Raw genomic sequence first — 18,679 nt, forward strand, 5'->3', positions numbered from 1 at the left:
TGACAATGTCCGATTGCAGACTTCACCAAAGACGTTTCAATTCCTGGCCTTATTCCATATTGTTAGTATGAGCCAAGATGTATAGGCCGCTTTCCTTAGCCCAATTGCAGGCTAATTTTTCTACTTCTGGGAATGTTAGGAAATAGGACAACATCTGACTACGGAGCCTCCGCGAGAGGAAGCATCTCTATCGCCTCCACCCAAATCGATTTACATTTAAATGTTCCCTCCATGCCCCAAGAGGACTCGATGCTTACACTCGCTACCCGCGTATTTCCCGACGCATCGACGGAGATCTCGAGTGACGAAATAACGTTCTGAACGCCGAAGTTTGAAATTGCGAGATCGTGAATTCCCAGAAAGACGAGATGCACAAGCATGTTCTTGTTCATACTCAAATGATACTGAGACGTTCCAATTCCAATCTGCTCATACCTTCGGACATGAATACTAAGGCGCATTGATGCCTTTTCTTCAGGGTCGAGGCCTGCTTCACGATCAAGAAGAACAGCGACCACTTCATCATCGTGAAATGACGGCCACTCACCAAGTTCAGACACTAACTTTTCTGAACCATCGATGAATTCCGTAATCTTCATGGGCGCACGCTAAATTATTGAACTGCTTCCGAGAGTTATTTCCGACCGCTTATTAGCCAACCTACAATCAACCCAAGCGGCAAATCAACGGTCAGCATCTTTTGCTTCGCAGTCACTCCCCGCCACCACCGCACTTGCTCCACGAGCTTTACCGCACGCCCACTCCATCCAGAAACAGATCAGTCAAATGCGCAATACGCGATTTCGTCGTACTGCCCTGTTCGATGCTGAGTGAAATCGCGGTCACCATGCAGACGAGGTCATCCACCGACACGTCCTTGCGAATGGCGCCCGCCTTCTGGGCGCGCAAGAGCAAGCGCCGGGCTTCCTCGCCGCTGGCGCGGCACCCCGGTGTGCCGCTCTTGAGCACCGTCCCCAAGGCCGCAGCCAGTCCGCGATAGTGACAGGCATGCGCCACCAGATCCTTGATGAAGGCGCGCACGGAAGCATCAGGGTCGAGCTTGTCGTCGCGCCGCCGGCTGGCCTCGGTCAAGGCCATGAGGCGCTCGTCGTTGGTTGCGGCAAGCAATGCCTCCCTTGTCGGAAAGCGACGATACAGCGTGCCGATCCCCACTTTTGCGCGCTTGGCGATGTCGTCCAGAGAAGCGTCAGCCCCGCGTTCCAGGAACACCTCTTCGGCCGCAGCCAGGATGCGCTCGCGATTGCGGGCGGCATCGGCTCTCAGGGTCGGCTCTTCCGTCAGGGGCAGTTTGTTCGTCATATTCAAAGATGCTTGCAAAAGTGGATGATATCTCCACATAATAAGTGGAGCAATTCTCCACTTTTAAAAGGAATGAACATGGCAAAGCGATTCGAAGACAAGGTGGTCGTGGTCACCGGTGGCAGCGAGGGAATCGGGCTGGCGACCGCCAAGCTATTTGCGGCCGAAGGCGCCCGGGTCTATGTGAGCGGGCGCAGGGCCGACAAGCTCGAGCAGGCGGTCCGGGAGATCGGCAATGGCGCCGTCGGCGTGCCAGGTGACGCGGCCAAGCTGGACGATCTGGATCGTCTTTATGCTCGCGTCCAGGCCGACCACGGAAGACTCGATGTGCTGTTCGCCAATGCCGGCACCGCCTCGACCGAAGCCAAGCCGTTGGGGATGATCGGAGAAGAAGACTTCGATGGGCTCTTCAACCTGAATGTGCGCGGACTGTTGTTCAGCGTGCAGAAGGCGCTGCCTTTGATGTCGCAAGGGGGCGCAATCGTCCTCAACGGTTCCGTCGCCGGCGTCAAAGGATTTCCGGGCCAGTCGCTGTACAACGCCAGCAAGGCAGCGGTGCGCTCGTTCGCGCGCAGTTGGACGGCGGATCTCAAGGAGCGGGGAATCCGTGTGAACGTGGTGGCGCCCGGCGGAACCGAGACGCGCCTGATGCGCGATTACCTTGAGGCACGTCCCGGGATGGAAGACGTATTGAAGCAAGTTGTTCCCCTGGGGCGTCTAGGCGAGCCGGATGAGATCGGGCGCGCGGTGCTGTTCCTGGCGTCGGCCGAGAGCAGCTACATCGCGGGTGTCGAGTTGTTCGTGGATGGGGGCTCTGTCGCTGTCTAGGGCAAGACAACCTAGTGCAAGTGTTCAGCGCTCTTGCGCGCTAATCGGTGAACCCGCCTTCAGTGATCGAAGGCGGTTTCCTCCCGCCAGCTCAACGGCGTGCAATCGATTTCCCAGTATTGAGGACCGCACCAGAAATGATGCCGAAGATCCGATCTGCCCGCGAGGCATGGGAAGGCTGCTCGCGCAGCCAGGCCAGCGCTGCGATGAGGTCGAACAGTTCTGCTCCGTCCAGGTCGGCGCGCGCCTTGCCATCGGCCTGCGCGCGAGACAGCAGCGCGGCGCCTGCGGCGCGCAAGCTGACGCATGAGGCGTGCAACGCGGACTCATGATCTTCGATGGCGCTCACCATGGGCGCAATCACGCCGCGATGCTCGTGCGTGAAGGCAATGATTTCCTGCAACCACTCCATCAGCGCGGCAGCGGAATCGTCCGCGGCCTGCAGCTCATCGGCCCTCTCGGCCAAGGCCTCGAAGCTCGAGCGCAGCAGTGCCTCCAGCAGGGCTTCACGGGTCGGGAAATGGCGATACAGCGTGCCCAGGCCGACCTCGGCTCGGCGGGCGATATCCCGCAAGGAAGCATCGCTTCCCTGTTCCATGAAGACCGTCCTGGCAACATTCAACAGGTGGTCGTAGTTCTTTTTTGCATCTGCGCGCATAGGGCTCCTTGACAAACGGAACACAGCTCCGTATATTCGGAGCACTGTTCCGATCACGATACCCCATTTTGTCAAAAGGAGAAAGCCATGACGCCAGCAACCATGAAGGCCATCCAACAGCATGCGTTCGGCGGACCCGAGGTCCTGCGCTATGAAGACGCCCCCGTTCCCGAACTGCAACCTGGGGAGGTGCTGGTGCGCGTGCACGCGGTTGGCCTCAATCCGCCTGACTGGTATTTGCGCGAAGGCTACAAGATGTTGCCGCCAGAATGGCAGCCGACGGTCGCCTTCCCCTTGATCCTTGGCACCGATATTTCCGGGGTAGTCGAGGCTGTGGCCGATGACGTCAAGGACTTTGCTGTCGGCGACGAGGTGTATTCGATGGTGCGCTTCCCCAGCGGCCTGGCTGGTGGCAGCCGGGCGTATGCGCAATACGTCAGCGTTGCGGCAAGCGAGATCGCGCTCAAGCCCCAGCGCATCAGCCACGCGCAGGCTGCTGCGGCGCCGATGTCCTTGCTGACCGCATGGCAGTTCATGATCGAGCTGGGGCACGATATACAGAATCCGCTCCAGCCACACCGGCATGAACCCGTGCCGCTGAAGGACAAGACCGTCGTCGTCAACGGTGCGGCGGGTGGCGTGGGCCATTTCGCGCTGCAATTGGCGAAATGGAAAGGGGCGCGCGTCATCGCCATCGGTTCGGGCGGGCATGAGGCGTTCCTGCGCGACCTGGGTGCTGATGAGTTCATCGATTACACCAGAAGTGCCGCTGAAGACGTGCTCAGTGATGTCGACCTTGTCATCGACGCAGTCGGCGGACCGGCCTCGGGGCGCTTCTTGCGCACGCTCAAACGAGGTGGTGCGCTGTTTCCGATATTCCCGCTGGGCTTCTCCGGCGCAGAAGAAGCGGCCAGACTGGGGGTCAATGTCTCGACGACACAGGTCCGTTCAAGCGGCGCGCAACTTCAGCAGCTTGCCGGCCTGCTCGACAGCGGGGTAGTCCGCGTCGCCATCGACAGTACGTTTGCCCTGCAGGATGCTGGCAAGGCGCATGAGCGCGCGGCACAAGGGCATATCCGTGGAAAGATCGTCCTGTCCGTCATCGATCAAGGGTGAGCTCCATGGCGTCGCTCAAGGAAGCCATCGAGGATCTCTTCAACAACCGGCTGCTCACTGCCGAGGAGGCCGTGGATCGGCACTTCGCGCCGACGTTTCGTCAACGCGTGAATGGAAGCTGGATCGACCGCGCCAGCTTTCTGGCTGCCATCGTTTCACTGCGGGCATCGGTGGATCGCGTCGAGGTCACGGTGCTCGATGAATTGTCGGAGGGCAGCCGTTATGCCGAGCGCCATCTGATCGATCTGTCAAAGCGCGACGGCAAACAGTTACGCCAAGAGGTGTATGTGTTTGCGCAGCGCGCTGACGATGGCCGCTTCGGCCAGATCGAGGAGACTACGCTAGCGCTCGGCGCTTGATGCAGTCTCAGTGCGCCCCTCCCCTAGATCGACCGCACTCTTCCACACCCCGTCTGCGCGTGGCCAATCATCTTGGTCAAGCCAACGCCGCCTGGGTCTCTGCAACCAGCACCCGCACCAGTTCAGCCGCAGGAATGGCTTCGGCACGTCGGCGGCTCATCCCTGCGGCCTGCCCGGCCCAGAGCGACATGAACTCGGGGCGGTTGGCCTGGCCAGCGGCTTTGCGGATTTCGGTAGTCAGTGCATGCTGGACCGGATAGGCGGGCAGCTCCTGCTCGTATCGCCCCATGCGCAGCATGAAGTCGTTGAGGATGCCGCGCGCCGGGCGGCCGGTAAATGTCCGGGTGGTGCGCGTGGAGGTGTCGGTGGAGAGGCGGATCTTTTCCTGCCATGCCGCGTGGATGGGGGACTCCGCCGTCATCAGGAAAGCCGTTCCGAGCTGCGCGGCCTGCGCGCCCAATGTCAATGCGGCTGCGATGCCGCGGCCATCCATGATGCCGCCTGCAGCGATGACAGGAAGCGCGACTGCATCGACGATCTGCGGCACGAGCGCCAGGGTGCCGATCATGCTGGCGTCGGGATGACCGATGAAGGTCCCGCGGTGGCCGCCAGCCTCGGCCCCCTGTGCGCAAATGGCATCGGCGCCATTGGCTTGCCAGGCAAGCGCCTCGGCCACGTTGGTGGCGGTTCCGATGACCAGGCTGCCGGCAGCGTGCAGGCGCTCGATGGACGCTGCGTCGAGCAGGCCGAAGGTAAAACTCGCCACCGGCGCCTTCAGCGCGATGAGCGCATCAAGCTGCTCACGAAATTCTTCGCAGTATCGCTCGGGCGCGGCTGCCGGCGGCAGGCCCAGCTCGGCCCGTATAGGCTGCAGCCGGTCCAGCGCGTCACGGATCTCGCCGGGCGTCGGCGCGGGTGTTTCCAGGACAAAAAGATTGACGCAGAAAGGTTTGGTGGTCAGGGAACGAATGGCGTTGACCTTCGTGCGCATCGTCTGGACATCGAAATTGGCCGCCGCCAGCGCACCGATGCCGCCGGCATTGGAAACCGCCGCGACCATCTCCGGCGTGGAACCGCCATTCATGGGGCCCTGGACGATGGGAAAATCGATGCCGAACTTGCGGGTCAGCGGGGTGGACAGTGAACGTGGCATCAGCGGTATCTCTCGATAGGGAAGAAAAACGGATGACTTGATTCTTCAAGTAATCGGGGCATTCGGCCAATGCCATTTTTCTTCTTGCAGTGTGGAGGTGGATGGCCTATGCCGGCCTGCGGCCTCAGCCATTATCCGCTTATACCCTGAAGATCCCTCCAGGCATATTCCAGTTGCAGGGCGACCAGGTCCGCAGTACTGCGTCCATACCGCTGGGAGATCGCCCCGAGCGACCGCTCCAGGTGCGCCGCAGGAGGGATATCTCCCGCCAGCGTAAGCGTCAGGCCGCTGGCCTTGCTGTTCTTGTCCGCGTCTGCCTGCACCGGCTGGGCATGCAACAGCAGGCCATCTTGGCTCATCACTTCGGATTGTTGTGCGATGAGCACAGCCTGGGAACGATAGGTCCGCGACCAGGGATCGGCAGTCAAGGCCAAGGCGATCCCATCGACACCTGGCTCGACCAAGATCCGGACCTCTTCATGCAGATAGAAGGCGGCGCGATTGGCGATCACGCGCCAGAGGTGGCGTGCCTCCAGTTGAAAACCTGCGCTCTCATGCTGGGCGCTGTAACCGGCTAGCCCCAGCTGCGCGGCCAAGCGCCGTGCGGCCGCCGCTCCGGCAATGGCTTCGACGATGGCCAGCGAGGCCGGGATCGAGGCGGTTACGCCAGTGGTGGTCATGACGCTGCGGTCTACCACGTATCGGCGATCGCGTATCCAGCGCAGGGTCGGATGGGCGCTGCGCAGGTCGTCGATGGCATACCAGTGGGTGGTGGCGTCGCGTCCGTCCAGAAGCCCGGCCTTTCCGAGGACCTTGGCTCCTTCGCAGATACCCGCAATGAAGGCATCGCCGGCGAACTGCTTCTTGATCCATGCAATGATCCGCGCATCCCCCTCGCCATGGAAGGCCGGGACGATCACGTAGTCGGCCCCCTCCGGGTGCATCGCATCGAAGGCATCGAGCGTCTGTTGCGACGTCATCGACAGTGCGGGCATGAGCGTAATGCTACCCGCCAGCGGGGAGACGACGACGACGTCAGCCGCGCCCGAGCGCGTCAGGATCGCATGGGGAATCATCAGGTCGGTGGTCTCGGTACCGATATTGTCGGCCACGATGGCGACCAGCGGGCGCTTGCGTTTGGCCGGACGTGGTGGCGCTACGTCCGCGTTTGCGCTCACTGCATGGCTACCAGCAGAGACCACTACAATGGCAGCCGTTGCCAATTTCGCCGTCATCCTGGCCAGGAATTCTCGTCTGTGCATCGTACCGTTCCGGTAAGACTGTAAGGGATGAGGATCTTAGGACGGTTACGGATACATCGCCATGACAGAGATATCGGATTTCCTGCCACATCGTCCCAGCCATCTGGCGGCCCGTACGGTTGTTTTCATCGCCTTCGACGGCGCCGAGCCGCTGGACCTGATGGGGCCGATCGGTGTGTTCTCGCGCGCAGAAGAACTCGCGCCGGGCAGCTACGCGCTGCGCGTGGCCTCGGTCGACGGCGCCCTGCTCAGGACGCGGTCGCCGCTGAGCCTGGCCGGCATCGTTCCCTTGTCGTCCATCGAGGGGCGACTGGACACGGTCCTGGTGGCCGGTGGCCATGAGCAAGCCATCCACCAGGCCGCCACAGAAGTCGCCCTAGTGGAGTGGCTGAACCGCCGCGGCCGGCAGGCGCGGCGCATCGGCAGCATCTGTACCGGCGCCTTCGTCCTGGGTGCGGCGGGCTTGCTGGATGGACGGTATGTCACCACGCACTGGGCCGCCGTGGATCTGTTGCAGCAATACTTCCCCAAGGCCAAGGTCGATCCCGACGCGATCTACCGGATCGATGGCCCGATCTGCACCTCGGCCGGCGTCACCACCGGCATCGACCTGGCGCTGGCCCTGGTGCGGGATGACCTGGGCCAGGAAATCGCCAGCGCCATCGCGCGCGACCTTGTGCTGTTCCTGCATCGCCCGGGGCGGCAGCAACAGATCAGCGCCACGCTGGTGGCGCAGCAATCGGCGGGCGACCTGTTTTCGGCGCTGCTGGTCTGGATGCTCGATCATCCGCAGGAGGACATGAGCGTGAATGCACTCGCCGAACGTGCAGCGATGAGCCCCCGCAATTTCGCCCGCCGATTCCTGCGCGAAGTCGGCAAGCCGCCGGGACAATATGTCCTTGAACTGCGCATCGACCATGCCTGCCGCCATCTTGAAAAAACCGGCTGGAGCATTGAGCGTATCGCCGAGCGCAGCGGCTTGAAGAATGCCGACACCCTGCATCGGGTCTTTCGCCAGCATCTGGGCATGACGCCGGCGCAATACAGGGCGCGTCTGGCCGAAGAATAATCAAGACTTTTTCGTAAAGAAGCACGCCAGCTTGCGCGCTTCTATCGACCTCAGCCTCAGCCTCGCGCATTCACGCCATGATCAGTGAGCGATGCACACTCACCCCTGCCATCACGCCCGACGCCGACGCCATGGTGCCATTGCTGAACACCAGCGCCGCATCGCCGGCGGCGAACACATTGGCCACCGAGGTCTGGCGCATGTCATCGGTGCGGATGTAGGGTCCCATCGGCCCCTGCTCGAAGGCGCAGCCCAACTGCATGGCCAGCGGACTGGACATGTGGACGCGCGGCCCCACGAAGATCGCACCGATGGGCAGGGTGCGACCATCGGCCAGCTCCACCGCATCGATCTCGGGCGCGCTGCCGAGGATCCTGACGACGGGTGTGCGCTCGATGACGACGCCGCGTTTGCACATCTGTTTCAGTTCCGCCTCTTCCGGTTCAAACTGGCCCTGGGTGAAATAGGTGGTCGGCCCCCAGTCCGGCAGCAGGATGCCCTGGTGGGTGGAGTGCGGCGAGGTGGCGATCACGCCCAGCCTGCGGTCGCGGACTTCGTAACCGTGGCAATAAGGACAATGAATCGCGGTCTGCCCCCAGCGCTCCTGCAGGCCAGGAATGGCCGGCAGCTCGTCGCGCACGCCGGTGGCGAGGATCAGCCGGCGCGCGCGGAAATGGCGACCATCTTCCAGCGTCACGCTGGCGCCGTCGGCATCGGCGCTCGCCTGTTCGGCGTAGGCCACGACCAGTTCGAAGCTGGGATAGGCCATCAATTGCTCCACCGCGATGGCCATGATCTCATGCGGCGGCGTACCGTCCTGGCCGAGAAAACCGTGGGAAGCATCCGAGAAACGATTTCGCGGCTGGCCGGCATCGATCATCAGGACCGTGCGGCGGGCGCGTACCAGTTGCATGGCGGCCGATGCGCCGGCAAAGCTGGCGCCGACGACGATGACATCGTATTGCATGGTGTCTCCTTTCAAGAGCGCAGGCGTGAGCGGCCCCTCACGCGCTGGCGGGCAGGCGTGGAGGCGGAAAAATCAAACGGGAAACCTGACAAATGGCCGTCAATGCGGCGGCGGTCGCCACGTATGGAAATGCGGACCGACATCCTGGGCCAGAGCCGCCAGGGTGATGCCGGCCAGGCGCTGATCGAGGATGCGGTTGGCTTCCTCCATCACATCGTCGAGGGCGCGGTTGACGGCGATCTCAACCAGGCAACCGGGCGATTCCTCCCTCGCGCCCAGCGTCACCAGGCGCTCGCCCAGCGCCTGCTGGACCTGGAGCAGGCTGATCTCCTCCATCGGCCGCGCCAGCGACCAGCCACCGCCGTGTCCCTTGGTGGACGTGACGATGCCCGCCTCGCGCAGCCCGGCGAAGGTGCGGCGGATGACGACGGGATTGGTGTTGACCCAACCGGCGATCTCTTCCGAGGTCATCGGTGCGTCGGTGCGTTGGCCCATGTGCAAGAGAATGTGCAGGGCAATGGAGAGGCGGTCGCTGCGTTTCATGTAACTTATATTATTACGTAACAAGGGATGCGTCAAACCCGCAAGATATTCCCGTATCACTGGCTACGTATTCAGTTCGCAGCTCAACCTCGTCGCAACATCTTGCCAAGCTGCGCAACAGCGGCACGCGTGATATCGCGGCCTGTCCCCCGGATAGGGGATAATAGCGCCCACTCTCGTTTCAGCCTCATCTGGCTCATCATTGGAAATACGCCATGGAAATCAAAGTCAACTTCCTCGACAAGCTGCGTCTTGAAGCCAAGTTCGACGACTTTACCGTCATCGCCGACCAGCCTATCCGCTACAAGGGAGATGGCTCGGCGCCTGGCCCCTTCGACTACTTCCTGGCGTCCTCGGCGCTGTGCGCAGCCTACTTCGTGAAGCTGTACTGCAATACGCGCAACATTTCCACCGAGAACATCCGGCTGTCCCAGAACAATATCGTCGATCCGGAAAACCGCTACCAGCAGACCTTCAAGATCCAGGTGGAACTGCCGGCCGACATCGAGGAGGCGGATCGCCGCGGCATCTTGCGCTCCATCGAGCGCTGTACCGTCAAGAAGGTGGTCCAGCAAGGGCCGGAATTCGTCATCGAGGAAGTGGAAAGCCTGGACGCTGATGCGCAATCCCTGCTGACCCTCAAGCCCGAGGCCGGTGTGAGCACGCACATCCTGGGCAAGGATCTGCCGCTGGAACAGACCATCGCCAACATGTCGGGCTTGCTGGCCGAACTGGGCATCAAGATCGAGATCGCTTCCTGGCGCAACATCATTCCCAATGTATGGTCGCTGCACATCCGCGACGCGCACTCGCCCATGTGCTTCACCAACGGCAAGGGCGCCACCAAGGAAAGCGCGCTGGCCTCGGCCCTGGGCGAATACATCGAACGCATCAGCAACAACCACTTCTACGCCGGTTCCTACTGGGGCGAGGACATCGCCAACGCCGAGTTCGTGCATTACCCCAATGAGCGCTGGTTCAAGCCCGGGCGCGGAGACAAGCTGCCCAAGGAAATCCTGGATGCGTATTGCCTGGGGATCTACAACGCCGATGGCGAGCTGCGCGCTTCGCATCTGGTCGATACCAATTCCGGTAACGCAGAGCGCGGTATCTGCTCGCTGCCTTACGTACGCCAATCGGACGGCGAGGTGGTGTATTTCCCGTCGAACCTGGTCGAGAATCTCTTTGTCAGCAACGGCATGAGCGCCGGCAATACCCTGCCCGAAGCGCAGGTGCAATGTCTCTCCGAGATCTTCGAGCGCGCGGTCAAGCGTGAAATCCTGGAAGGAGAGATCTGCCTGCCCGACGTGCCCCAGGAAGTGCTGGCGAAATACCCCGGCATCGTCGCAGGCATCCAGGGCCTGGAAGAGCAGGGTTTCCCGGTGCTGGTCAAGGATGCCTCGCTGGGCGGCGTCTATCCGGTGATGTGCGTGACCTTGATGAACCCGCGCACAGGCGGCGTCTTTGCCTCCTTCGGCGCCCACCCGAGCTTTGAGGTGGCGCTGGAGCGCAGCCTGACCGAACTGCTGCAAGGGCGCAGCTTCGAGGGTCTCAACGATCTGCCCCAGCCGACCTTCGAGAGCAATGCCGTGACCGAGCCTAACAACTTCGTCGAGCACTTCATCGATTCGTCCGGCATCGTGTCGTGGCGCTTTTTCAGCGCCAAGCCACACTACGAGTTCGTGGAATGGGATTTCTCCAGCCAGGGCGACCATGCCAACGCCGAGGAGGCCGCTACCCTGTTCGCCATCCTCGAGGACATGGGCAAGGAAGCCTATGTCGCGGTGTACGACCAACTGGGCGCCACGGCTTGCCGTATCCTGGTGCCGGGCTATTCCGAGGTGTATCCGGTGGAAGACCTGATCTGGGACAACACCAACAAGGCACTGCTGTTCCGCGCCGATATCCTGAACCTGCATCGCCTGGACGACGAGGCCCTGGCCGCCCTGCTCGACCGCCTGGAAAACAACGAGCTGGATGAGTACTCCGATATCGCCACCCTGATCGGTATCGACTTCGATGAAAACACCGTCTGGGGCCAGCTCACCGTGCTCGAGCTGAAGCTGCTGATCCACCTGGCCCTGCAACAGTTCGAAGAGGCGCATGAACTGGTTGGCGCCTTCCTGCAGTACAACGACAACTCGGTCGAACGCGGTCTGTTCTACCAGGCCCTCAATGTCGTGCTGGAAGTGGAACTGGATGAGGAATTGGCGCTGGAAGACTACGAGACCAACTTCCGCCGCATGTTCGGTAACGAGCGCATGGACGCCGCCATCGGATCGATCACCGGAAGCGTGCGCTTCTTTGGCTTGACGCCGACCAGCATGAAGCTCGAAGGCCTGGACCGCCATCAACGCCTGCTCGACAGCTATCGCAAGCTGCACAAGGCGCGCGCCAGGTTTGCGCAAGCGGCTGCGGCGGCCTGATCCGGACCATCAGACGGGGCTTTGCCTGCTTCGCAAGAGGCGGCGGCCCCGTGCTCTCTTCCCCCTCCCTGTTCCTTTCGCTTCCTCACCAACCTGGCTGCGGTCTGCACGTAAGCGTTTCTCCTACTGGCTTGTCAGAGTTCCTGAACATGGCTTTTAGGGAAACGCCTGATCCCGCGCTACAGGTCACCGTTCCATAATTCTCTGTCGGTCCCATTTCTGCGGGCCACTTCTTGTGGGTTCGCACATGCATGGAGCGTCGGGCACTTCTACCGTACTGGTTGTTGAAGACAATAGCGAAGTCCGGGCGCTTTATTCTGAAGTGCTAAGGAGCGACGGATACCGCGTGCTCGAGGCGGCGAATGGGACACTGGCCCTGAGCGTCCTGTTTGATCGCCCGGGAGACGTGGACGTGATCCTGACCGACCTGCGGATGCCGTTGATGGACGGTCTGGAGTTGGCTGAAACACTAAAAGCGGATGAACGATTTTCGGCAATACCCCTCGTACTGTTAAGCGCCACCCCGATGACGAACTCCTGGCATGCGAGAAAGAACTTCGCCGCCTTGCTGACCAAGCCCTGTCCATTGAATCTGCTGCTTTCAACCATTGAAGCCGTGCTCTAGCCAGCGATCGTTTTGCAATCGATGTCAGGGTGAGCGGATCTGGTCGCGCCATCCGCTCGTCCACGCCCCGCTGCGGCTGTAGCACCTCCACGATTTACTCCTTGAAGAGATGGGTCAGCACATTCAATAACTAACAAGAGAAAAAGCTATGTCTGGAAGACCGATCCTACGATTGTCCGACTTCATTCGTTCGCGCATGGAACCCATCCTCGAAGCCTGGGAGGCATTTGCAAAGACGATTCATCCTCCTGCCTTGACGATGGATTCGAAAGCCTTGCGCAATCACGCTTCGCTGATGCTCGCAGCCATTGCCGACGATCTGGAGAAGACACAGACCGAGGAGCAGGAGATCGCGAAGTCGGAAGGACGGGCGCCCGCCCACGCTGACGACACCGCAGCGGAGACCCACGCCATCGCCAGGTTGTTGTCGGGGTTCAGCGTTGAACAGCTGGCTTCCGAATATCGGGCGCTCCGTTCCAGCGTATTGCGGCTGTGGGCGAAGGAGTGGAAAGAAGGATATGAAACCAACGTGGATGACATTACGCGGTTCAACGAGGCGATTGATCAGGCCCTCGCGGAATCGCTGGCCCGCTATACGAAGCTGCTGGATCAGTCGCGCAACCTCTTCCTGGCCATATTGGGACACGACCTGCGCAACCCGCTGGGGGCGACCATCCACGGCGCGCAGATCATGCTGCTGGCAGAGGATATCGACGATAGGCACCGCAAGATTGCGGCGCGCATCTACAACAGCGGGCAACGCATGAGCAAGCTGGTCGCCGATCTGCTCGACTATACCCGGACCCATCTGGGATCTGGACTGCCACTGGAGATCAGCTCCGCCAACGTGGGTGACATCGCGCAACGTGTCATTGACGAAATCTCCACGTCACACCCCGACAAAGTCATCACCTTGAAGACGTCGGGCGAGCTCAATGGAGAATGGGACAAGGAGCGCATTGCGCAGGCCATTTCCAATCTGCTGGGCAATGCCGTGCAGCATGGCGCCACTGGCGAAGCGATCAAGGTAGAAATTTCGGCTTCTCGAGGTGAAGTCCATGTGGCCATCAACAATAAAGGCCCCCTGATCCCCGAGGAAAAGCTGCATACGATATTCGACCCGCTCGTGCGCCTCGTCGCCAATGGCGGAGAAGGATCCGGGCAAGGCGGCAGCATGGGACTTGGGCTCTATATCGTCAGAGAGGTGGCAAGCGCCCACGGCGGCTCCGTTACGGCAAGCTCCTCGACGGCAGAAGGCACCACCTTCACGATCCGACTGCCACGCGATCCATCGAGGCGGCCGGCGGACCACCAGGCATCACCGCAGGTCCGTCACTGGGAAGGCGACAAGTGAGCTGACGCCTCCTCAGCGCACCCACCCTTTCGCATCCTTTCGCATCACTGGATCAACGCCACCCGCCCTCCATGCGGATATCGCCGCTGCCCAGAACATGGGTCCGGATAGTCGTCGGCCTGGTCAGCAAGGTGATATCCCCGCTTCCCTGAAGCGACAGGTCTGCTTCTTCGCTAGGGCCAAGCTTGACCTCCCCTGAACCGACCACCTTCACGGTGGCGCGCAGGTGTTCGAGCAGGCTCAGGTCGATCTCGCCCGAGCCCATCACGTTCGCCGTCACGTGTTGCGCGCGTCCTGCGACCCGGATGTCGCCGCTGCCACAGAGCTCCAGGCGCAAGGCAGCCTGGGAGACGTTGAGCAAACGCAGATCGGCGCTACCCACCGTTGACCAGGTTTCGATGGCAGGGCCTTCCAGCTCCAGCCGAAGATGGTTGCTATGGAACAGACGCCATTTGAAGCGGCCACGCAATTGCTGGCTATCCAGGCGCACGTGTTCGATCAGCCACGCTGGGCCACGCAACACCGCCCGCGCCTGTTCGGCGGGTCGCCAGGACACTTCTGCGGGCAGGCGGATGACCATGCGGGAACCTGGTATCCAGGCCAGTTCGCGCTCGGTGTTGTCGCCCACGCGCTGGCGGCGCTGCCTCATGCCAGTCCAGAAACGTTTTACCGCCCCAAGCCATCCACCCGCCTCATCGCGCAAATCTGCGAGGTGTTCGCGGCCCAGCCACACGGGATCGCCCAGCGCTGCCGCCGTGGCCTCCTCGCTGCGGCCACTGGCGGAGGATTCATCGAAATGGTTGCGATAGTCCGCAAGGATGTCGTCGATCTCACTGGGCGCAGCGCCGTGCAAGGCGCTGCGTAGGGTTCGCAGGAACTCTTCCTTATTCATGGGTGACTCCGAGGATGGAATTGACGGAGGCAGTGAAGCGCTGCCAATCCTGTTTCTGGGCCGTCAGCGACAACAAGCCTGCTTCGGTGAGACGGTAGTACTTGCGCGAAGGCCCGCTCTCGGACTCCTGCTGGTAGCTGTCGACCAGGCCGTCGGTCTGCAGGCGGCGCATCAATGGATAGATCGTCCCTTCCCCCATGTCGACCGCCTGCGCAAGATTGCGCGCCAGGTCATAGGCGTAACTGTCACCCTGGGCGAGCAAGGCCAGCACGCAGAGCTCGAGCACGCCTTTCTTCAACTGGCTGGGGATGTGATCGGCCATGGCCTGCTTCCTTCTGTTCAAGTGAGGTATAGCTTATAGCAAGCTACCTTGCATTGCAAGTTAGCTTGCCCCATCGGTGTTTGGCTGACTAGGCAAGCCACCTGGCATGCCTCTCACCCATCTTGACCTGACCAGCGCTAGCGCATATCCAGTCGGTCGCGCAGCCGATTACGCATCAGATCCGAGGCAGTTTGACGCAGGGCATGGACGTATCTGCCACGCGTTTCCAAGTGCGTTGCTTGGTGAAAGTGTTCAGCGCGAGCTGGCGGGTCGCACAGGCGAGAGACGACCCTTGGAACGGATGTTCCCGGACCGAGTTAGCTGGGGTAGGAAGGATCGTATGATCCGAAGATGGACCTTCGCAAACCGAAACGTACACTACTGACACTCAATTCGCAGATCGGTGATGAATCCCTCTCTGCGCTCAAGTGCTGATAATGCTTCCGATCCAAGGTCTCGCGCGACCAGGTTCATCAGGCCCTCGGAAAACACTACGTATGCACCTATGCTGTTGCTGAAGAAGCTGCTTTCGTGGGGCACAAAGAAGGCGTACTTCGCAGAAGACACTAACGGAGAGGCGCGATTGTCTGTGAGGGCGATCACATTCAAACCAGCGTTACTGGCCGCTTGAGCTACCTCGGCGACGATGCGGGTATAGGGTGAGACGCTGGCCACGACGAGCACATCGCCGCGTTGCAACTGAGCCAAGCCCTCAGCGATACCCTGCCCTGGCGCATCCAGAAGACTGACTTCCGAACGTATCATTCCGAGCCCGTAGCAGAGAAAACTCGCCAGTGAGTGCATCTGGCGAACACCATAAATGCGGACATGTCTGGCGCGGGCCAATAACTTTACGGCGCCACGCAATTCAACTGCGGAGAGCTGCGCCAAGCAACTCTCCATGTTTCGCGCTGATTCCGCAGCAAGCTGCGCCACGGCCAGAACATCACCTTCATGGCGCCCAGGTCCGTCGGTGATCAAGCGCTGCGCCTGCTGGCTGTAGAAATTACGGTGCGAGCTGGCCAGCCCATCCCTGAAAACGTTCTGAAAATCGACGAATCCGCTATATCCTAGCCTTGTCGCCAGTCGGGTCAATGTTGATGCATTGACCCCCAACGAGGCAGCCAGGTCAGTAATACTGCGAACAGCGACTTCCTCGGGACGCTCAACCAGCTTCGCCAAGACTGCATGCGCCTTAACGCCCAGTGAGAATTCCGCTTTTCCACGTCCTATACGGACGGTCAAAGAACGCAGCTCCTCAACTGTTCGCGGAACGGAATCGTCTCGCGATTCAGTCGTGCTTGCACGCTTAATCTTGTTTTTCAGCTCTGCGGCCATCGATCATATGGAATTGCGGTGGTCCATTTCTGGAAGAATAGACCTGCCATTCTATTCGATTCCGGGAAACACGGATATCAGCCGTGGCCAACGTATTCTCGTGATCGCAATCATCGGACGCATCCCGATAAATTGGGAAATTCTGGTTATCTTGATTGCGCAGGATCGCGAGCGCATCTTTACTGGGATCGGCTGAGTCGGCGAGCAGTTGGTCACCGACGATTTGCCGCCATCCAGAAGACCCGGTAATTATTTGCGGACGATCACGCAATGACCGATGAATCATATGGTTTGCATGCAGCGAGGGAGCCTCTACCACTTGAATCGAACAATGCGTATCGATGAATTCCACACTCAGCAAATCAGGAGAATCACGATGCGCCAAAGTCAGATGGAATCCTCCTGCACGAGGCGACTCATTTAACAGACGTGTGGCGCCGGCAAGATCCCGCTCGCCTAGAAGAGCACGGACCAGGACCATCCGAGGCACGCCTGCTCCGACATGCAATCCGCGTAGATTATTGACGGTCACAGCCAAACCTGAATCCGTCACGGCGATTGTATGACCAGGTAACGATGCAGGATATACAAACGAGGAAAATTTGACGCCGCCCACATCCATTTCTGCGATTGCGCAGTGCCCCGCGAAACCAGGATCTCCATCCTCATTGTGAACCAGTCCCCTGACATCTCTGCCAGGAAGAAGAACTGTCGTGCATCCGTCTGGAGTCATCGCCAGGACATCACCGCGACAATTCCAAAGAAAGACATCCTTGAGAGGCAGCCCCAACCCATGGGCCATGCCTTCAAGCTCCCGCCAGCAACTCGGATGCCTCTCCCGCACCAGCGCTTCCATGTGCGCAAGCTTGTCGCTATCGCGCCAGCACATGACCTTATGCCAGGCGGGACTATGGATGAGGTGCTCATGTACGGCCTCTCTGCCATATTCTCCTAGCGCCAGACCAGCGTCATATGGCGTTCCAGATATCTTCAGGTATTTCAGCATAGTGGTGTTACTCGACATGTTTCAAGAATTCGCGCAGCCTGGGGTTGCAGGAATTTTCTATAAGTTCACCCGGGTTTCCGTCAATTGCAATATGACCGTTCTCCATGAAAATCAGACGTGTCCCAACCCTTCTCGCGAAAGAGATTTCGTGAGTAACGACGATCATAGTCATGCCTTCCTCCGCCAGTGATTGCATGACGCGCAGAACTTCCTGGCGAAGCTCTGGATCAAGCGCCGAGGTCGGCTCATCGAACAACATCAACTTGGGACGTACGGCAAGTGCGCGTGCAATGGCGACTCGTTGTTGTTGGCCACCTGACAGTTCATTCGGATAATGATGTTTCCGCTCAGCGAGGCCGACCTTGGCCAGAAGTTCACTAGCCAGGGCATTGGCCTCTTCCGAAGAAGCGCCTCTCACATGGCGCGGACCAAACGCCACATTTTCCAATGCCGTCAGCTGCGGAAAAAGATTGAACTGCTGAAACACCATTCCAGCTTCCTGCCGGATCGCACGAACGCTCGAGCTTCCACTGAGTACGCTGATACCGTCTACCAGAAGATCGCCACCATCGATCTCCTCCAGAGCATTGATACACCGTAGCAGCGTCGACTTCCCCGAGCCGCTGGGACCGATCAACACCACGACCTCTCCTTTGCGGATGGTGAGATTGATACCATCCAGCACCACGTTGCTGCCGAACCGCTTGCTCACCGATTTGAATTCAACCATCGCCGCTTCGGCGATCAATGTCCGCTCTGGTTTTTGTTGATTCATCATAGGATCCGCATCCTCTTTTCGAAGGTCCGCAACGCGTATGTCATTACACCGATCATGCACAGATAAATGGCGGCCACAGCAATCCAGATTTCAACCGCTCGGAAATTTGCCGCCATGATCTCTTGACCTTGCCTGGTAAGTTCTCCGACGCCAATGACGATGAACAGCGATGTGTCCTTCAGGCTGACGATAAACTGATTGCCCATTGCCGGCACCATCCGTCGTATTGCCACCGGGCCTATCACGAACGCAAGGACTCTCCACACCGGAAGGCCCAAAGCAAGGCCAGCTTCTCGCAATCCACGTGGCACTGACAAGAAAGCTCCACGGACGATCTCGGCAATATAGGCCCCCGAGTTGACAACAATTGAAGTGACCGCTGCCGTCATGGGATCTACGCGTATTCCCAGGAGCACCGGCAAAGCGAAGTAGATGAACATCACTTGCACGACGATCGGTGTCCCTCGGACGAACTCCACATACCCAAAACCAATTCCCTTCAATAAGGTATTGCCGTATGCACGCATCAGTCCAGCCAAGAGGCCGACCAGCGTGCCGCCAACCAGGCCTGCGGCCGTGATCAGCACCGTGACCTTCGCCCCTTCCAAGAGCGCAGGCAACGAATCAGTAATGACCGAAAAATCGAAATCCACCGTCTATCTC

Annotated in this window: 20 protein-coding genes; 7 read left to right on the forward strand and 13 right to left on the reverse strand. The window is 60.1% G+C overall.

From position 1 onward, the window contains the following. Positions 1 to 158 precede the first annotated feature (158 nt). Positions 159 to 599, reverse strand: coding sequence for an immunity 50 family protein (locus tag ACP92_RS24370; protein ID WP_013235438.1), 441 nt, complete (start codon positions 597 to 599; stop codon positions 159 to 161). Between the two features lie 148 nt (positions 600 to 747). Further along, positions 748 to 1,320: a TetR/AcrR family transcriptional regulator gene (locus ACP92_RS17405; protein ID WP_013235439.1), complete on the reverse strand. Its 573-nt coding sequence runs from the start codon at positions 1,318 to 1,320 to the stop codon at positions 748 to 750. A 78-nt stretch (positions 1,321 to 1,398) separates the two neighbouring features. On the opposite strand from ACP92_RS17405, the gene ACP92_RS17410 reads away from it, so the two are divergent. Continuing rightward, positions 1,399 to 2,148, forward strand: a complete 750-nt coding sequence (locus tag ACP92_RS17410) for an SDR family NAD(P)-dependent oxidoreductase (RefSeq protein WP_041311099.1) — start codon at positions 1,399 to 1,401, stop codon at positions 2,146 to 2,148. Between the two features lie 91 nt (positions 2,149 to 2,239). On the opposite strand, the gene ACP92_RS17415 is transcribed toward ACP92_RS17410, so the two are convergent. After that, positions 2,240 to 2,806: a TetR/AcrR family transcriptional regulator gene (locus ACP92_RS17415; protein ID WP_048348606.1), complete on the reverse strand. Its 567-nt coding sequence runs from the start codon at positions 2,804 to 2,806 to the stop codon at positions 2,240 to 2,242. Between the two features lie 87 nt (positions 2,807 to 2,893). Here ACP92_RS17415 and ACP92_RS17420 point away from each other — a divergent pair, with 87 nt between their 5' ends. Further along, a complete protein-coding gene (locus ACP92_RS17420) occupies positions 2,894 to 3,922 on the forward strand; it encodes an NADP-dependent oxidoreductase (protein WP_013235442.1) in 1,029 nt (342 codons plus the stop codon). Positions 3,923 to 3,927: 5 nt separating this feature from the next. After that, positions 3,928 to 4,281, forward strand: a complete 354-nt coding sequence (locus ACP92_RS17425; RefSeq protein WP_013235443.1) for a hypothetical protein — start codon at positions 3,928 to 3,930, stop codon at positions 4,279 to 4,281. Positions 4,282 to 4,357: 76 nt separating this feature from the next. On the opposite strand, the gene ACP92_RS17430 is transcribed toward ACP92_RS17425, so the two are convergent. Next, a complete protein-coding gene (locus ACP92_RS17430; RefSeq protein ID WP_013235444.1) occupies positions 4,358 to 5,434 on the reverse strand; it encodes an NAD(P)H-dependent flavin oxidoreductase in 1,077 nt (358 codons plus the stop codon). 131 nt (positions 5,435 to 5,565) lie between these two features. After that, positions 5,566 to 6,612, reverse strand: a complete 1,047-nt coding sequence (locus tag ACP92_RS17435) for a DJ-1/PfpI family protein (RefSeq protein WP_232284862.1) — start codon at positions 6,610 to 6,612, stop codon at positions 5,566 to 5,568. A 145-nt stretch (positions 6,613 to 6,757) separates the two neighbouring features. Here ACP92_RS17435 and ACP92_RS17440 point away from each other — a divergent pair, with 145 nt between their 5' ends. Continuing rightward, on the forward strand, positions 6,758 to 7,765 hold the full coding sequence (locus ACP92_RS17440) for a GlxA family transcriptional regulator (protein WP_013235446.1): 1,008 nt from the start codon (positions 6,758 to 6,760) through the stop codon (positions 7,763 to 7,765). Positions 7,766 to 7,835: 70 nt separating this feature from the next. Here the strand turns inward: ACP92_RS17440 and ACP92_RS17445 are convergent, their stop codons facing one another. Both ACP92_RS17445 and ACP92_RS17450 read right to left on the reverse strand, forming a co-directional pair. Beyond that, a complete protein-coding gene (locus tag ACP92_RS17445) occupies positions 7,836 to 8,732 on the reverse strand; it encodes an NAD(P)/FAD-dependent oxidoreductase (protein WP_013235447.1) in 897 nt (298 codons plus the stop codon). A gap of 99 nt (positions 8,733 to 8,831) precedes the next feature. Beyond that, positions 8,832 to 9,275: an Rrf2 family transcriptional regulator gene (locus ACP92_RS17450; RefSeq protein WP_013235448.1), complete on the reverse strand. Its 444-nt coding sequence runs from the start codon at positions 9,273 to 9,275 to the stop codon at positions 8,832 to 8,834. 215 nt (positions 9,276 to 9,490) lie between these two features. Between ACP92_RS17450 and ACP92_RS17455 the strand changes: the two genes are divergently transcribed. The 3 genes from ACP92_RS17455 (at position 9,491) to ACP92_RS17465 (ending at position 13,680) form a co-directional block, all read left to right on the forward strand. Then, the gene (locus ACP92_RS17455; protein WP_013235449.1) at positions 9,491 to 11,701 is read left to right on the forward strand and encodes an OsmC domain/YcaO domain-containing protein; all 2,211 of its coding nucleotides are present in this window, start codon (positions 9,491 to 9,493) and stop codon (positions 11,699 to 11,701) included. 247 nt (positions 11,702 to 11,948) lie between these two features. Continuing rightward, positions 11,949 to 12,326: a response regulator gene (locus ACP92_RS17460; protein ID WP_013235450.1), complete on the forward strand. Its 378-nt coding sequence runs from the start codon at positions 11,949 to 11,951 to the stop codon at positions 12,324 to 12,326. 196 nt (positions 12,327 to 12,522) lie between these two features. Then, a complete protein-coding gene (locus tag ACP92_RS17465; protein WP_232284863.1) occupies positions 12,523 to 13,680 on the forward strand; it encodes a sensor histidine kinase in 1,158 nt (385 codons plus the stop codon). 52 nt (positions 13,681 to 13,732) lie between these two features. Here ACP92_RS17465 and ACP92_RS17470 read toward each other — a convergent pair whose 3' ends face one another. From ACP92_RS17470 to glnP, 6 genes are all read right to left on the reverse strand, one after another. Further along, the gene (locus ACP92_RS17470; RefSeq protein WP_013235452.1) at positions 13,733 to 14,572 is read right to left on the reverse strand and encodes a GIN domain-containing protein; all 840 of its coding nucleotides are present in this window, start codon (positions 14,570 to 14,572) and stop codon (positions 13,733 to 13,735) included. After that, entirely contained in the window at positions 14,565 to 14,882 is a 318-nt protein-coding gene (locus ACP92_RS17475; protein ID WP_374726423.1) for a PadR family transcriptional regulator, read from the reverse strand. Before ACP92_RS17475 ends, ACP92_RS17470 begins: the two co-directional genes overlap by 8 nt. Positions 14,883 to 15,272: 390 nt before the next feature. Next, positions 15,273 to 16,232 (reverse strand): MurR/RpiR family transcriptional regulator, encoded by a 960-nt coding sequence (locus ACP92_RS17480; protein WP_013235454.1) that lies wholly within the window; start codon positions 16,230 to 16,232, stop codon positions 15,273 to 15,275. Beyond that, the gene (locus tag ACP92_RS24375; RefSeq protein WP_013235455.1) at positions 16,204 to 17,256 is read right to left on the reverse strand and encodes a C45 family autoproteolytic acyltransferase/hydrolase; all 1,053 of its coding nucleotides are present in this window, start codon (positions 17,254 to 17,256) and stop codon (positions 16,204 to 16,206) included. Before ACP92_RS24375 ends, ACP92_RS17480 begins: the two co-directional genes overlap by 29 nt. Beyond that, a complete protein-coding gene (gene glnQ / locus ACP92_RS17490; RefSeq protein WP_269147540.1) occupies positions 17,246 to 18,016 on the reverse strand; it encodes a glutamine ABC transporter ATP-binding protein GlnQ in 771 nt (256 codons plus the stop codon). Before glnQ ends, ACP92_RS24375 begins: the two co-directional genes overlap by 11 nt. After that, on the reverse strand, positions 18,013 to 18,669 hold the full coding sequence (gene glnP / locus ACP92_RS17495; protein ID WP_013235457.1) for a glutamine ABC transporter permease GlnP: 657 nt from the start codon (positions 18,667 to 18,669) through the stop codon (positions 18,013 to 18,015). Before glnP ends, glnQ begins: the two co-directional genes overlap by 4 nt. Positions 18,670 to 18,679 lie beyond the last annotated feature (10 nt).

The organism is Herbaspirillum seropedicae (assembly GCF_001040945.1).
GTDB classification, from domain to species: domain Bacteria; phylum Pseudomonadota; class Gammaproteobacteria; order Burkholderiales; family Burkholderiaceae_D; genus Herbaspirillum; species Herbaspirillum seropedicae.